At 65.9% G+C, this 15,808-nt stretch carries 12 protein-coding genes and 1 pseudogene; 8 read left to right on the top strand and 5 right to left on the bottom strand.

The features are described from left to right. Positions 1 to 105 precede the first annotated feature (105 nt). The 4 genes from AN936_RS03010 to AN936_RS02995 are packed head-to-tail and all read left to right on the top strand — an operon-like array spanning position 106 to position 3,679. On the top strand, positions 106 to 1,284 hold the full coding sequence (locus AN936_RS03010) for a vWA domain-containing protein (protein ID WP_054586837.1): 1,179 nt from the start codon (positions 106 to 108) through the stop codon (positions 1,282 to 1,284). A 7-nt stretch (positions 1,285 to 1,291) separates the two neighbouring features. Next, positions 1,292 to 1,984, top strand: a complete 693-nt coding sequence (locus tag AN936_RS03005) for an immunity protein Imm33 domain-containing protein (protein WP_054586836.1) — start codon at positions 1,292 to 1,294, stop codon at positions 1,982 to 1,984. A 41-nt stretch (positions 1,985 to 2,025) separates the two neighbouring features. Then, positions 2,026 to 2,832, top strand: a complete 807-nt coding sequence (locus tag AN936_RS03000) for a lipid II flippase Amj family protein (protein WP_084758140.1) — start codon at positions 2,026 to 2,028, stop codon at positions 2,830 to 2,832. After that, positions 2,825 to 3,679, top strand: coding sequence for a DUF817 domain-containing protein (locus AN936_RS02995; protein WP_054586835.1), 855 nt, complete (start codon positions 2,825 to 2,827; stop codon positions 3,677 to 3,679). Before AN936_RS03000 ends, AN936_RS02995 begins: the two co-directional genes overlap by 8 nt. Before the next feature lie 41 nt (positions 3,680 to 3,720). Here AN936_RS02995 and AN936_RS02990 read toward each other — a convergent pair. The 3 genes and pseudogenes from AN936_RS02990 to AN936_RS02980 all read right to left on the bottom strand — a co-directional run bounded on the left by AN936_RS02990 (position 3,721) and on the right by AN936_RS02980 (position 6,750). Beyond that, a pseudogene (locus AN936_RS02990) lies at positions 3,721 to 4,964 on the bottom strand (M24 family metallopeptidase). Positions 4,965 to 4,978: 14 nt separating this feature from the next. Further along, positions 4,979 to 6,184 (bottom strand): exo-beta-N-acetylmuramidase NamZ domain-containing protein, encoded by a 1,206-nt coding sequence (locus AN936_RS02985; RefSeq protein ID WP_054586834.1) that lies wholly within the window; start codon positions 6,182 to 6,184, stop codon positions 4,979 to 4,981. Next, positions 6,181 to 6,750: a DOMON-like domain-containing protein gene (locus AN936_RS02980; RefSeq protein WP_054586833.1), complete on the bottom strand. Its 570-nt coding sequence runs from the start codon at positions 6,748 to 6,750 to the stop codon at positions 6,181 to 6,183. The genes AN936_RS02985 and AN936_RS02980 overlap by 4 nt, the downstream gene beginning before the upstream one ends. A 181-nt stretch (positions 6,751 to 6,931) precedes the next feature. Here AN936_RS02980 and tyrS point away from each other — a divergent pair, with 181 nt between their 5' ends. Together tyrS and AN936_RS02970 are read left to right on the top strand one after the other, a co-directional pair. After that, positions 6,932 to 8,158, top strand: a complete 1,227-nt coding sequence (gene tyrS / locus AN936_RS02975; RefSeq protein ID WP_054590072.1) for a tyrosine--tRNA ligase — start codon at positions 6,932 to 6,934, stop codon at positions 8,156 to 8,158. A gap of 74 nt (positions 8,159 to 8,232) precedes the next feature. Then, a complete protein-coding gene (locus AN936_RS02970) occupies positions 8,233 to 8,574 on the top strand; it encodes a PilZ domain-containing protein (RefSeq protein WP_054586832.1) in 342 nt (113 codons plus the stop codon). 25 nt (positions 8,575 to 8,599) lie between these two features. Here the strand turns inward: AN936_RS02970 and recG are convergent, their stop codons facing one another. Beyond that, positions 8,600 to 10,666, bottom strand: a complete 2,067-nt coding sequence (gene recG, locus AN936_RS02965; protein ID WP_054586831.1) for an ATP-dependent DNA helicase RecG — start codon at positions 10,664 to 10,666, stop codon at positions 8,600 to 8,602. A 75-nt stretch (positions 10,667 to 10,741) separates the two neighbouring features. Between recG and AN936_RS02960 the strand changes: the two genes are divergently transcribed. Together AN936_RS02960 and mfd are read left to right on the top strand one after the other, a co-directional pair. Further along, positions 10,742 to 11,008, top strand: coding sequence for a succinate dehydrogenase assembly factor 2 (locus tag AN936_RS02960; protein WP_054586830.1), 267 nt, complete (start codon positions 10,742 to 10,744; stop codon positions 11,006 to 11,008). Further along, entirely contained in the window at positions 11,005 to 14,499 is a 3,495-nt protein-coding gene (mfd, locus tag AN936_RS02955) for a transcription-repair coupling factor (protein WP_054586829.1), read from the top strand. Before AN936_RS02960 ends, mfd begins: the two co-directional genes overlap by 4 nt. A 108-nt stretch (positions 14,500 to 14,607) precedes the next feature. Here mfd and AN936_RS02950 read toward each other — a convergent pair whose 3' ends face one another. After that, positions 14,608 to 15,804: a GGDEF domain-containing phosphodiesterase gene (locus AN936_RS02950; protein ID WP_054586828.1), complete on the bottom strand. Its 1,197-nt coding sequence runs from the start codon at positions 15,802 to 15,804 to the stop codon at positions 14,608 to 14,610. Between the last annotated feature and the right edge of the window lie 4 nt (positions 15,805 to 15,808).

The raw sequence follows: 15,808 nt of genomic DNA, 5'->3' as shown, positions 1-15,808 counted from the left end.
ATGGTTAACGCGTGGTCAATGGGCGAAGCGACGGCTTTGGGTGCCCGCACTTTCCGTTTACGTAAAGCAGTTGCACCCTTCCCCGCGACAGAGTACCCCTGAGCCATGTTTTTCGGCTTTCTCGACGAGCTTCGCGCGGCGGGCATTCCCGCCAGCCTGAAAGAGCATCTGATGCTGCTGGAGGCGCTCGACCGCGAGGTGATCGACCGCAGCCCCGAGCAATTCTACTACCTCAGCCGCGCCATCTACGTGAAGGACGAGGGCTTGCTCGACCGCTTCGATCAGGTGTTCAACAAAGTCTTCAAGGGCATCATTTCCGATTACGGCCAGAACCCGGTCGACGTCCCCGCCGACTGGCTGAAGGCGGTCGCCGAGAAATTCCTGACGCCCGAGGAAATGGCGGCGATCGAATCGCTCGGCGACTGGGACAAGATCATGGAGACGCTGAAAGAGCGGCTTGAGGAACAGCAGAAGCGCCACGAAGGCGGCAGCAAGTGGATCGGGACCGGCGGCACCAGCCCCTTCGGCAATTCGGGCTATAACCCCGAGGGCGTGCGGATCGGCGGCGAGAGCAAGCACAAGAGGGCTTTGAAGGTCTGGGAAAAGCGCGAATTCCAGAACCTCGACAACACCAAGGAACTTGGCACCCGCAACATCAAGATCGCGCTCCGCCGCCTGCGCAAGTTCGCACGCGAGGGCGCGGCCGACGAGCTCGACATCCCGGGCACGATCGACGGCACGGCGCGGCAGGGCTGGCTCGACATCAAGATGCGCCCCGAACGGCGCAACGCGGTCAAGCTGCTGCTGTTCCTCGACGTCGGTGGATCGATGGACCCGTTCATCAAGCTCTGCGAGGAACTCTTCAGCGCCGCGACGACCGAATTCAAGAATCTCGAATTCTTCTATTTCCACAATTGCCCGTACGAGGGCGTGTGGAAGGATAATAAGCGCCGCTGGTCCGAACGCCACCAGATGTGGGACATCCTCCACAAATATGGCCATGATTATAAGGTGATCTTCGTCGGCGACGCGTCGATGAGCGCCTATGAAATCACCCATCCGGGCGGCAGCGTCGAACATTTCAACGAAGAGTCAGGGGCGGTCTGGCTCCAGCGCATCACCCATGTCTATCCCGCCGCGGTGTGGCTCAATCCGGTGCCCGAGGCGCATTGGGGCTACACCCAGTCGGTGAAGCTGATCAAACAGCTGATGAGCGACCGCATGTATCCGCTGACCCTCGCGGGGCTCGACGATGCGATGCGCGAGCTGACGCGAAAGCATTGAACGGCGCATGGCGCTGCCGTCGTTGATCCGGCGCCTGTTTGGCCGATACGCGATCGAAGACCCGCGGCCGGTCGCCGAAAATGCGCCCTATACCTTCGAACTGCCGTCCGAAAACGAACTGCTCGCGGTCGCACCCGGCGATCTCGTCAAGCTGATGTTTCGTTCGATCCCCGCCGGCCAATGGGAGGTCGAACGCATGTGGGTGATCGTCACCGCGGCCGACGGCGCGCATCTGGCCGGGACGCTCGACAATCATCCGGGCGACATGCCGCAATTGAAGGCCGGCGATCGCGTGAGCTTCGACCGCGAGCACATCATCGACATCATGTGGGACGATAATCGCACCGTACCGCCACCCCCGACACCCGAACGGCGCGATTATTGGGACCGCTGTTTCGTCGATAATGCGATCCTCGACGGCCGCCGCAAGGTCGAATTTCTGTATCGCGAAGAGCCCGATCCGCCGCGCGACGACGACAATTTTTCCGACAGCGGCTGGCGGATCGAGAGCGATCCCCCCGATATGTCCGACATCGAGAGCGGCAACGCGCCGTTCAGCTATGTCGCTCTCGGCGCCGTGCTGAACCGCGACGACAGCTGGCTGCACCTGATCGACGCACCGGTCGGCAGCGCCTTCGAGCGGGACCCGGACACGGGCCGGTTCGTCGCGGCCGACATGCCGGTCGACGATCCCGAGTGAATTCGCTCGAAATGATGCACGCGCACAGCTAATCCCCGGCGATGATCGACCTCCCCCTCGTCACCATCCTGTTGCTCACCGGCTTCATCAACCTGATCGGTGCGCTGGCTTATGCGGCGCGCATCGCCGGGGTGCGGACGCGGCGGATCGCGATGTCCTTCGCGCTGTTCAATATCCTCGTCCTCTTCTCGCGCACCTCGAACAGCTTCCTCGGCCCGTTCCTCGCCAAGCGCATCGAGACGCGCATCCACGACGGCAGCGGCGCCTCGCTGTTCGTCGACATGCAGTTCGTGCTCGCGGCGGCGAGCATCGCGACCCTGGTCGGCATCCTGCTCGTCCCCACCGGTCAGCGGATGTTCGCCGCGGCGATCGGCTGGTACCAGGACAATCGCTCTACGACGAAGCTCGCGCTCAAGGCCGCCAGCCCGAGCGGCCTCAGGACGCTCCGCCAGTCGCTCCGCTTCCCCAGCCTGTCGCACCTCAAGGGCTGGCATATGCCGAAGGGCATCGGCTGGGGCGTGCTGATCGCCAACTGCCTCGCGCAGTCGCTGCTCGCCGTCGGTGTCGTCGCCTCCCTCTACGCCGGCTATCTCGCCCCCGAGTTTCGCGTCACCGCATCGCAGCTTTCGGCGCTGATCAACGGCTTCGCGACGATCCTTCTGTTCGCCTTCATCGACCCGCAACTGTCGGTGATGACCGACGACGCGGTCGAAGGAAAAGTCGACGAGGCCGATTTCCGCCGCGCGATCACCTTCATCTCGCTGAGCCGACTCGCCGGAACGGTCCTTGCGCAGGCATTGCTGCTCCCCGCCGCGATGCTGATCGCGTGGGTCTCGGTGCATGTCTGACGCCGGACGCGGTCACAGCCGCTTCCACGCCGTCCGCGCCCGCCTCGAAGCGATGGCCGTCGAACCCGGGCCGCGCGGCTGGTTCCTCGAATTTCTCGCCTTCGGCTTCAAACAGGGCTGGGCATGCCTGTTCGGCGGACTGATGCTCGCGCTGCTCCTCGGCACGCACCTGTTCTGGCCCGACGGCGCGCCGCTCCACCGCTACGACGCGATCACCATCGGCGCGGTGCTGATCCAGCTCGGCATGCTCGCCTTCCGGCTCGAAACGCCGAAAGAAGCCATTGTCATCCTGATCTTCCACATCGTCGGCACGGTGATGGAGCTGTTCAAGACCGCCGCGGGATCGTGGCAATATCCCGAAGCGAGCCTGCTCCATATCGGCGCGGTGCCGCTTTTCTCGGGCTTCATGTACGCAGCGGTCGGCAGCTACATCGCGCGCGTCTGGCGGATCTTCGACTTTCGCTACACCGGCTACCCGCCAGCATGGGCAAGTTATGCACTCGCCGCCGCGATCTACGTCAATTTTTTCGCGCATCACTGGCTGTACGATATCCGCTGGCTGCTGTTCGCGGCGACCGCGCTGCTCTTCTGGCGCTGCCAGGTGTGGTTCCGTCCCCTGCACACCCACCGCCGCATGCCGCTGCTCGTCGGCTGGGCCCTCGTCGCGCTCTTCATCTGGTTCGCCGAAAATATCGGCACCTTCGCGCGCGCCTGGACCTATCCTAGCCAGGACGACGGCTGGCACATGGTCGGGCTGGACAAGCTCGGGAGCTGGTACCTGCTGATGATCATCTCGTTCGTGCTCGTCAGCCTCGTCCAGCGTCCGAACGCTCCCGATCACTTATAGCGCGGCCGCCTGACTCTCCTCTCCCTTTGAGGGAGGGAAATCTAACTGAAAGGCTGGTCGATCGACGGCGGCGGCTCGCTGAACCATTTCGGCCCGCTGTCGGTCATGTAAAAACAATCCTCCAGCCGGATGCCGAATTCGCCGGGGATATAGATGCCGGGTTCGTTCGAAAAGCACATGCCCGGCGCCAGCGGCGTCGTTTCGCCGTGGACGAGGTTTACCGGCTCATGCCCGTCGAGACCGATGCCATGGCCGGTGCGGTGCGAGGTACCGGGAAGCCGGTAGCCCGGGCCCCATCCCAGATTCTGATAGAAGCCGCGCACCGCATCGTCGACACGCCCCGCCGGCGTGCCGAGCTTTGCCGCGGCAAAGGCGACGTCCTGCCCCTTGCGCATCTGGTCCCAGACCTCGCGCTGGCGGGCGCTGGCCTTGCCATGGACGAAGCTGCGCGAAATGTCCGACTGATAGCCATGGACGGTCGCGCCGCAGTCCATCAGCACGACCTCACCATCCTTCACCGCCTGCGGCTTGCCCGACCCGTGCGGATAGGCGCTTGCCTCGCCGAGCAGGATCAGTTCGAATTCGCTCTTGCCGCCGAGCGCCACCGTCGCCGCGCGCATGATCGCGCCGATGTCGGCCGGGGTCATCCCCGCCTCGATCCGCGGCGCAGTGTGGCGATAGGCCGCCATGGTGATGTCGGCGGCGATCTGCATCAGCGCGATCTCCGCAGGCGACTTGTGCATCCGGCAGCCGCGCACGACCGGCGCGCCGTTGACAACCTTTACCTCGGGCATCGCCTTTTCGAGGCCGTCGACCGCGAAATAGCGCACCGTCTCCTCGACCCCGATCCTGCCCTTGGTCAGCCCGCGCTTGCCGAGCCATGTCGCGACCGCGGCGAGCGGGTTCTCGTCCTCATTCCATGTCAGCACCTCGGCATCAACGCCGAGACTTTCGCGCACCGACGGTTCCTCGAAGAAAGGCGTGACGATCGCGACCTCGCCCTCGCGCGTCAGCACCGCGGCGGTCAGTCGCTCGCTGCGCCACCATTCGACCCCGGTGAAATAGATGAGGCTCGATCCCGCTCGATCAGCAGCGCACCGATATCATTCGCGCGCATCAGCTCCTTCGCCTTGGCGATGCGCGCCATGCGTTCGTCGCGGCCGATCGGGACCGCCTTGGCGGCAAGGTTGGGAAGGCCCGTCGTGTCGGCCGCAACCACCGGAACGGGTAACGCCGCCGCCAGCCCGCCGAATGCCGCGGTGCCGAGGAATTGCCGTCGGTGCATCACCGTTCCCTTCTTCAGTAGATCAGCAGATCGGCAATCTCGTCGCGCCACGCCGCCTCGTCGGGCATCGCCAGCGCATCGAGATCGCCCGCATCGGCACCTGCATCATCGACCCACTCGCGCAGGCCCGGGCCGCCGTTGATCACGTCGATCGCGAGCACATCGTCGGTGTACTCATATTTGAAATCCTTGCCGCGCCAGATCGGATAGTCGGGATAGAGGCTGCGGACCGCCTTGAAGCCGAGCGCCTGCACGCGCCAGGGCTGGAACGCATCATCGTCGTACCAAGGTCCGTCGGCATGGATATGGACGCCGCTGTTGAGCTGGCCGACATGCTTGTGAAAGGTCGGCTGGAACCAGATATCGCGCAGCTTGCACCCGCCGAGCCATTGCGGCGCGAGGCGCTGCATTTCGGCGATCACCGCCTTGGCGTCGATATCGGGCGCACCGAACAGTTCGAGCGGGCGCGTCGTGCCCCGGCCCTCGCTCAGCGTCGCGCCTTCGACCATTACCGTGCCGGCATAGGCGCGCGCCATATTGACGTTCGCGGCATTCGGGCTGGGGTTGATCCAGACGCGGTCCGTGGGCCAGCCGAAACCCGGGCCTTTCGGGTCCCAGCCTTCCATCCCGATGACGCGATAATCGACGTCGAGATTGAAGTGGCGAATGAACCAGTGCCCGATCTCGCCCATCGTGAGGCCATGACGCATCACCATCGGTCCAGCGCCGACGAAGCTTTCCCATCCGGGCAGAAGCCGCGTACCCTCGACCGGACGGCCAGCGGGGTTGGGCCGGTCGAGCACCCACACCGCCTTGCCATGCTCGGCGGCCGCCTCGAGGATGTAGAGCAAGGTCGTCACATAGGTGTAGATGCGGCAGCCCAGGTCCTGCAGGTCGACGAGCATCACGTCGAAGGTGTGCATCGACTGCCCCGACGGACGCCGCACCTCGCCGTAGAGGCTGAACACCGGCATGCCATAGGTCGGATCGGTGAAGTCGGGCGACTCCATCATATTATCCTGCAGGTCACCGCGTACGCCATGCTGCGGCCCGAACACCGCAGTGACATCGATCCCGGCCGCGACCAGCGCATCGAGGCTGTGGGTCAGGTCGGCGGTCACCGAAGCGGGATGCGCGAGCAAGGCAATGCGCTTTCCCTGAAGCGGCGCGCGAAGCGCAGGGTCGGCGAGCAGGCGGTCGATACCGAAAAGGGTCGTCATGCCCGCCCGCGTGCCTCAAGCGTCAGCGCAAAGCAATCGGGATGATGGAAGTCGGGCTTTCCGGGAGGGTGCGCGAGCGCCCAATAGCTTTTCGTCCCGTCCACTTCCTCGATCACCGCCGACAGCGCCAGCTTCGATCCGGTGTCGGGGAAGATGCCGGGTTCGACGCGCAGCGCATAGCGACCGGGCGCGCGCTCGACCTCCATCATCCATGGCGCCAGATCGTCGGAAGACAGCAGCGAGCGATAATCGTCGAACTGGTAACAGGCCCAGCGCCCGTCGGGAGCATAATTGAATTCGGTATAATCGGGCTGACCTTCTTCGGTCAGGAAAGCCTCGAAACAGGTGCCCTGCCACAGCCCATCGGTGCCGCTGTCGGCAATGACGAGTTCGCCTTCGCCCTGCGGCAGCACGATCGCTCCGATTTCGCCGTCGACGATAAAGCGCAGCGCAAAGCCGCCGTCGAACGACAGGTCGACCTCGACCGCAATCGAGCGCACTGCCCGTGCGGGCGTATCGGGGTGGCAGATGAGGGGCAGCCGCTGACTCCTCTCAGGATCGGACACTCGTTCTATCCTCCGTTCGTCCTGAGCTTGTCGAAGGACGCCTCACCTCGTCACCCCGGACTTGATCCGGGGTCCCGCTCTTTCTTGAGGAAGCGGGACCCCGGATCAAGTCCGGGGTGACGATAACGAGAATATGAACCAGTTGGGTTTGCCGCACCACCATGCTAAGCGCCCGCCCGCCATGACCAGTTACAAATCCGACCTGCTGCGCCTGCTCGACGAGCGAGGCTATATCCACCAGATGACCGACGCGGACGGGCTCGATGCCCTCGCCGCCAAACAGGTCGTTCCCGGCTATATCGGCTTCGACGCGACCGCGCCGTCGCTGCACGTCGGCAGTCTCGTCCAGATCATGATGCTGCGCCGCCTGCAACAGACGGGGCACAAGCCGGTCGTGCTGATGGGCGGCGGGACGACGCGGATCGGCGACCCCACAGGTCGTGACGAAAGCCGCAAGATGCTGTCGGACGAGACGATCGCCGCCAACATCGCCTCGATCTTCAGCATCTTCCAGCGCTTCCTGACGTTCGGCGACGGGCCGACCGACGCGGTGATGGTCGATAATCAGGAATGGCTGGGCAAGCTCGGTTACATCGAACTGCTGCAGGAAGTCGGCACCCACTTCACGATCAACCGCATGATGACGTTCGATTCGGTCAAGCTGCGCCTCGACCGCGAACAGCCGATGACCTTCCTCGAATTCAATTACATGATCCTGCAGGGCTATGACTTCCGCCACCTGTCGAAGGCGATGGATGTCCGCCTTCAAATGGGCGGTTCCGACCAGTGGGGCAATATCGTCAACGGAATGGAACTCGGCCGCCGCATGGACGGAGCCGACCTCTATGGCCTGACGACTCCGCTGCTCACCACCGCCGCAGGTGCCAAAATGGGCAAGACCGCCGCCGGCGCGGTCTGGCTTAACCCCGAACAACTGTCCCATTTTGACTATTGGCAATATTGGCGCAATTGCGACGACCGCGACGTCGGCAAGTTCCTGAAGCTGTTCACCGACCTGCCGATGGACGAGATCGCGCGGCTGGAAGCGCTCGAAGGCGCCGAGATCAACGCCGCGAAAAAGATCCTCGCCGACGCCGCGACGGCGATGTGCCGCGGCGAGGATGCGGCGCGCAGCGCGTCCGAGACCGCCGCGCAAACCTTTGAAAAGGGCCAGATCGGCGGCGACCTGCCGCAAGTTGCGGCCCCCGCCGACGGCATCGACATCCTGACCGCGCTGCGCGAACTCGGCTTCGCGGCGTCGAACAAGGAAGGGCGCCGCAAGCTCGACGAGGGCGCGGTGAAGGTCGACGGCGTCGTGATCCGCGATCCGCATCACCGGATTCTGCCCGCCGCCAAGCCCGTTCCGCTCAGCCTCGGATCGAAAAAGCACGGGCTGGTGACCGGCTGAACGGCGCGTCGCCGTTTACCGATTCTTGATGAATCGGGCCGATTCTGCCACACCAGACCAGCAAGGTATTCGGTATGCGCAAGATTGACCTTAAAAAGGCCCATTATGTGGGGCTCGATCAGCGGATTGCGCCGCGTAGCGACGTCTATTGCCGCTTGCCGTTCGTTCTGCCCGACGGCCGACAGGAAATGTGTACCTGCGTGAACATCAGCGCCGACGGCATGTTGATGCGGTACGAACGCGGGCTGGAGATCGGCGACCTCGTCGTCTTCCGCATGCCGATCATCGGCCGCACCTCGGCGAAGGTGATCTGGTCGATCGGCGGCAAGACCGGCGTCCAGTTCGACAAGTCGATTTCGGTCGAGGATTATCTGCCGATGATCCGCGCCATGGGCGCACGCGGCGACGTCAACTGAAAACGCGCGCCATAGCCGACCTGAACTAACCACTCCGCAGCAGCGGCACTGCCGCATCGCGCTCGAACAGATAGAGGCAGAGCCGCACCGCCTCGCCGCGCGCGCCTTCGATACCGCCGTCGCGTTCGACGAACAGCCGCGCATCGTCGTGCGCGACCGGCAGCAGCCGCACCAATTGCTCGGGCGTCGCGACGCGATAATCGGCATCGCCCGACTGCTTGAGCCCGAGGAGTTCGCCGCCGCCGCGCAGCTCCAGATCCTTCTCGGCGATCACGAAGCCGTCGCCCGTATCGCGCATCAGCGCCAGCCGTTCGCGCGCGGTCTCCGACAGATTCTGCGAGCGCAGCAACAGGCATACCGACTTCGCCGTACCGCGCCCGACCCGGCCGCGGAGCTGGTGGAGCTGCGCAAGCCCGAAATTCTCGGCATGTTCGACGATCATCAGGCTCGCAGCGGGGACGTCGACGCCGACCTCGATCACCGTCGTCGCGACCAGGACGCCGATCTCGCCCGCCTGAAAGCGCGTCATGACCTCGTCTTTTTCCGGACCCTTCATCCGGCCGTGGACCAGCCCTACCCGGGCGTCGCCCAGCCGTTCGCGGAGCAGGGCGGCGCGGTCCTCCGCCGCCGCCAGCTCGCTGCCCTCGCTTTCGGCGACGAGGGGGCACACCCAATAGGCCTGCGCGCCGGTTGCAAGGTGACGGTCGAGGCCGTCCACGACGTCATCGAGCCGGTCGAGCGAGATGACGCGCGTATCGACCGGCGTCCGCCCCGGCGGCATTTCGTCGAGCCGCGACACATCCATCTCGCCATGGTTCGCGAGCAGCAGCGTGCGCGGGATCGGGGTTGCAGTCATCACCAGCAGGTGCGGCGGGCGCTGTCCCTTGGCGGTCAGCATCAGCCGCTGCGCGACGCCGAAGCGGTGCTGTTCGTCGACGACGACGAGCGACAGGTCGCGGTAATTCACGGCCTGTTGGAAGATGGCATGCGTGCCGACAAGGATGTCGATGCTGCCGTCGGCGAGCCCCATCAGGGTCGATTCGCGCGCCTTGCCCTTGTCGCGCCCGGTCAGGATCGCGAGGTTGACCGGCATCCCGCCGAGCATGCGCTGCAAGGTCGCATAATGCTGGCGCGCCAGAATTTCGGTCGGGGCGAGCAACGCCGCCTGCGTCCCCGCCTCGACCGCCGCCAGCATCGCGCGCAGCGCGACGAGCGTCTTGCCCGAGCCGACGTCGCCCTGCAGCATCCGCAGCATCGGCCGGTCCTGTGCCATGTCGCCCGCAATCTCGCGCCCGACGCGTTCCTGCGCCCCGGTCAGGCCAAACGGCAGTTGCAGCGCATCGGTCAGCCGTCCGTCGCCGGCAATCGCCCGGCCCTTGCGCGCCCGCAATCCCTCGCGGATCAGCATCAGCGCGACCTGGCTCGCGAAAATCTCGTCATAGGCCAGCCGGTCGCGCGCCGCTTCATCGCGTGGGCTCGCATGCGCCCGCGTCATCGCCTCATGCCACGACGGCCAGCCACGCGCCGCGAGCAACGGCGCGTCGATCCATTCGGCGAGCTCGGGCCGCCGTTCGAGCGCGACCGCGCCAAGCTGCGACAATCGCGCGTTAGTCAGCCCTTCGGTCAGCGGATAGACCGGCTCATGCTCGGCAATTCCCGCCTCGTCGCCGGGCTCGGCCACATGATCGGGATGCACGATCTGACGCATATCGCCATAAAGATCGAGCCGTCCCGACACGCGGCGCTTTTCGCCAAGCGGGAACAGCTTGCGCGCCAGCCCCGACGTCCGCCCGAAATAGACGAGCCGAACATGATCGCCCGCATCGTCGAACGCCTCGACCCCGAACGGGGCGCGCGGCGACCGGCCAGGACGGTAATCCTGCGCGGTGAGCTCGACGATGATCGTCTGTCCCGCCTGCGCCTGGTCGAGCCGATCGACCGGAAAGCGCGAGATCAGCCCGGTCGGCAAATGGAACAGCACATCGACCACACGTTCCAACCCCAGCCGCGTCAGCGGCTTGGCAAGCTGCGGCCCGACACCCTTGATGTCGGTCAACGCGGCAAAGAGCGGATTGAGTATCTCGGGTCGCATGGCTACTGCGTCCCATCTATCGCTTGCTTGCCCCGTGCGCCACTCCCGGCAGCATGGGCTATCGGGATTCCCGCCGTGCCGCACACCGACCGCCTCAAACGCCTCAAATTCCGTGCCTGGCACCGCGGCACGCGCGAGGCCGATTATATGATCGGCGGCTTCTTCGACCGCTATTCGCCCGAATGGGGCGAGGCGGAGATCGCCTGGTATGAAATCGTCGTCGAGGAGGACGACGTCGACATCATGGCGTGGGCGCTCGGCACCGGCCATCCGCCCGCCCACCTCGACAACCCGCCGCTGATCGCCGCGATGCGCCGGCTGGACTATATCCCGCTGCCATGACTCGCTCCGCCGCCGACATCTTCGCCGCCATCGCGTCGGCCTCGGCGCCGCTCACGCTCGCGCGCGCCGCCGACGGCTTCCTGCCGCTGCTGCTCGCCGACCTCGCGCGCGCCAGCGACAAGCGTCTCGTCTATGTCGCGACCGACGATGCCGCGATGCAGGCGGTCGCCGATGCGGCGCCCTTCTTCGCCCCCGACCTGATCGTCCACCGCTTTCCCGCATGGGATTGCCTCCCCTACGACCGCGCCGGCCCGTCGATGCGCGCAAGTGCCGATCGGCTAGCGACGCTTTCGGCGTTGCAGGCCCCGCCGAAGCGCGGCGAGTTGATCCTGACCACCGTCGCCGCGATTACCCAACGCACCCTCACCCCCTTCCGCATCCGCCAGCTCGCGACGACGCTCGCGCCGGGGCAGCGGATCGACCGCGATGCACTGGCTGAACTGCTCGTCGCCAACGGGTTCAGCCGCGTCGACACCGTCGCCGATCAGGGCGAGTTCGCGGTGCGCGGCGGCATCCTCGACCTCTTCCCGGCGGGCGAGGAGACGGGCCTGCGCGTCGATTTCTTCGGCGACGAGATCGAGAGCATCCGCCGCTTCGACCCCGCCGATCAGCGCAGCCTTGGCCCCGCCAAGGCGCTGCAATTGCTGCCCGCCGCCGAGACCCTGCTCGATCAGGACACGATCAAACGCTTCCGCTCGTCGTACCGCGAACTGTTCGGCGCGCAGGCGACCGGCGACCCGCTCTATCAGGCGGTCAGCGAGGGGCGGCGTCAGGCGGGCATGGATCATTGGCTGCCGCTGTTCGAGGAACGGCTGGCGACGCTGTTCGACCATGTCGACGGCGCCACCCCCGTCCTGCGTGGCCACCGCACCGAGGCGACCGCCGAGACGCGCTTTGCGGCGATTGCCGACTATCATGCGAACCGTGTTGCCGCCGAACGCGAATCGCCCGGCAGCTATCGCCCGCTCGCGCCCGAGACGCTCTACCTTACCGAGGCCGAGTGGGCAGCGGCGGCGGCGCAGCGCCCAATCCATGTCGTCACGCCGTTCGATGTCCCCCCGGCGGCAACGGTCGTCGACCTCGAAACCTTCGCGGCGCGCGATTTCACTCCCGAACGCACCGCCGACCTCAACGTCTATGACAAGGTCGCCGACCATCTGTCCGACGAGCGCCGCAAGGGGCGCAAGACGATCATCGCCAGCTATTCGGGCGGCGCGCGCGAGCGCCTGTCGGGGCTGCTTCGCGACCATGGCGTCACCTCGCTCGCCCCCGCCGAGAGTTGGCAGGACGCCCTCGGTACCGCCTCTTCGGAAAGCGGCGGCGCGACCGCGATGGTCGTCCTGCCGCTCGACCATGGTTTCGCAAGCGACGCGATCAGCCTGCTCACCGAACAGGATATTCTCGGCGAGCGCCTCGTCCGCCGGCAAAAGCGCCGCAAGAGCGCCGACGCCTTCCTCGCCGAACTTGCGACGCTGAGCGTCGGCGATCTCGTCGTCCACCTCGATCACGGCATCGGCCGCTATGAGGGGCTGACGCAAATTCCGGTCGGCAGCAGCCCGCACGATTGCGTCGCACTCACTTACGCCGGCGGCGACAAGCTCTACGTCCCCGTCGAAAATCTCGATGTCCTCTCGCGCTACGGCGGGGAGAGCGACGGGGTCGGGCTCGACAAGCTCGGCGGCGAAGCGTGGCAGCGACGCAAGGCGCGGATGAAGGAACGCATCCGTGAGATCGCGGGCGAACTGCTGGCGACGGCGGCGCAGCGCGCGCTGCGTGCCGGCGAAGTGCTGGCGCAGGATGCCGCCTATCCGGCTTTTGCCGACCGCTTCCCCTATCAGGAAACCGACGATCAGGACCGGGCGATTGGCGACGTCCTCGAAGACCTCGCCTCGGGCCGCCCGATGGACCGGCTCGTCTGCGGCGATGTCGGTTTCGGCAAGACCGAGGTCGCGCTGCGCGCCGCCTTCGTTGCGGCGATGGCCGGCGTGCAGGTTGCGGTCGTCGTTCCCACGACCTTGCTCGCGCGCCAGCATTACACGAATTTCGTCGAGCGCTTCAAAGGCTTCCCGGTCAATATCGGCCGCCTGTCGCGCCTCGTCCCCGCCGCCGAGGCCGCGAAGACCCGCGACGGCCTCGCCAGCGGCCAGATCGACATCGTCGTCGGCACCCATGCCGTGATCGCCAAGGCGGTCGAGTTCAAAAACCTCGGCCTCGTCATCGTCGACGAGGAACAGCGGTTTGGCGTCGTCCACAAGGAGCGGCTGAAACAGCTTAAGGCCGACGTCCACGTCCTCACCCTCACCGCGACGCCGATCCCGCGCACCTTGCAGATGGCGATGTCGGGCCTGCGCGAACTCAGCGTCATCCAGACGCCGCCGGTCGACCGGCTCGCGGTGCGTACCTATGTCGCCCCTTGGGATCCCGTCGTCATCCGCGAGGCGCTGCTGCGCGAGCATGACCGCGGCGGGCAGAGCTTTTTCGTCACGCCGCGGATCAAGGACCTCCCCGATATCGAGGAGTTCCTGCGCAGCCGGGTGCCCGAGATCAAATATGTCGTCGCGCACGGCCAGATGGCGCCGGGCGAGGTCGAGGAGCGGATGAGCGCCTTCTACGACCGCAAATATGACGTGCTCGTCTCGACCACCATCGTCGAGTCCGGTCTCGATATCCCGAGCGCCAACACACTGGTCGTCCACCGCGCCGACCGCTTCGGCCTTGCCCAGCTCTACCAGCTCCGCGGCCGCGTCGGGCGCTCGAAGACGCGCGCCTATGCCTATCTGACAACGCCCGAAGGCGGTGCGATCACCGACACCGCCGAAAAAAGGCTCAAGCTGCTCGGCGACCTTGACACATTGGGCGCGGGCTTCCAGCTCGCCAGCCACGACCTCGACATTCGCGGCGCCGGCAATCTCGTCGGCGACGAGCAATCGGGGCATATCCGCGAGGTCGGCTTCGAACTCTATCAGGCGATGCTCGAAGAGGCCATTTTGGTGGCCAAGGCCGAGGGCATGGGCGCCGCGCCGCCGCGCGAAGCCTTGTCGCCGGTGATCACGGTCGACGCGCCGATCCTGATCCCCGAGGATTATGTCCCCGACCTGCCACTGCGCATGGCGCTCTACCGCCGCCTCAACGAGGCCGGCGACCGCCCGTCGCTCGATGCTTTCGCGGCGGAGATGATCGACCGTTTCGGTCCCTTGCCGCCCGAGACCGCAAACCTGATCCAGCTGATGGAGATCAAGGCCAATGCGAAGCTCGCGGGGATCGCGAAACTCGACGTCGGCACCAAGGGCGCGCTCGTCAGCTTCCACGGTGACCAGTTCGCCAACGTCCCGGGCCTCATCGCCTATGTCGAACGCTTGAAGGGCCGTGCCCGCATCCGCCCCGACAACAAGCTGTCGATCAGCGGCGACTGGGTCAGCACCGGGGCGCGGCTGAACGGCGCGCTGCAATTGTCGAAGGGGTTGGGGAAACTCGCGAAGCAGGTGGGCTAACCAACATCGTCATTGCGAGCGCAGCGAAGCAATCTCCTGCGTTCGACCTAGCGTGAGCTCAGTGACTGGAGATTGCTTCGTCGCTACGCTCCTCGCAATGACGAGGGCCTATTCCATCAGCGCCAACAACTGATCCCCCGGCACCGGCCCCGATTTCAGAAACCCCTGCCAGGTCGCCACCCCGATCTCGGCCAGCCGCGCCAGTTGCCGTTCGTTCTCAATCCCCTCGGCGACCACCAGCAGCCCCAGAGCGCGCGCGAGGTCGACGATCGCGCGTACGACGATGCGGTCGCGGTCGCTGCCGTCGATCGTGCGGGTGAAGCCGCTGTCGATCTTGAGGTAATCGATCGGCAGCCGCGCCAGCAGCGACAGGCTCGAATAGCCGGTGCCGAAATCGTCGATCGCGATCGCGCAGCCGAGCGCGCGGATCTGCGCGAGCTGCGCCGCGGCGCTCGCCGGATCGCTGAGCATCGCCTGCTCTGTCAGTTCGAGCGTCAGCCGGTCGGGGTCGACCCCCGCCTGTTTCGCCATCGCCGCAAAGCGATCGGCAAATTCGGGATCGCCAAGATCGGCAGCGGTGATGTTGAGCGACACGCGCAGCTTGCCGAGCGCCTTCGGCCATTTCGCCATTTCGGCGAGCGCGACGCGGTGCGCATGTTCGGTCAGCTCGCATTCCATCCGCGCCGCCCGCGCCGCGGTGACGAGCGCTCCCGCGCCGAGCAGCCCCAGTTCGGGATGCTGCCAGCGCAGCAGCGCCTCGACCCCGGTCATCGCACCGCTCGCGACATCATATTGCGGCTGATAGAAGATGACGACCTCGCCCTGCGACAGCGCGGCGTGCACCATCGCGCCGTCGCGCGCCGACGCCGGGCGCGCGAGCTGATCGCTCGCGCTACGGAGCTGCTCGACGACCGGCTCGTCGCGCGTGATCAGCGCCGCCGCGATACGGATCGCCAGCCGGCCATTGGGATCGCCGACCATCGGTTCGGCAAGCGCGACGTGCAAGGCACGCTCCTGCGCGCGCAAGGCCTCCAGCGACAGCGCCGCCGCAGGTACGATCAGGAAACGCGGCCCGTCGAGCCGGTCGACATGCGCGCCCTGCCCGAACTCGTCGCCGGTAAAATTCTCCAGCCGCCGCCCGACCTCGTCGAGCACCGCATCGCCCGCCGCAGTCCCCGCGCTGTTATTGATCCGCGCCAGTTGATCGACTTGCACCAATATTACGCCGACGTCGGCATCATGCCGGCCATGGAGCGTTTCGAGATGGCCGACGGCGGCCGCAAATGTGTCGGGTAGGCGATTCATTGGC

The sequence above is a fragment of the Sphingopyxis macrogoltabida genome, from assembly GCF_001307295.1.
In the GTDB taxonomy this organism is placed as follows: domain Bacteria; phylum Pseudomonadota; class Alphaproteobacteria; order Sphingomonadales; family Sphingomonadaceae; genus Sphingopyxis; species Sphingopyxis macrogoltabida_B.
The sequence above is the reverse complement of the archived record's forward strand: the minus strand, read 5'-3'. Positions and strand labels throughout refer to the sequence as shown.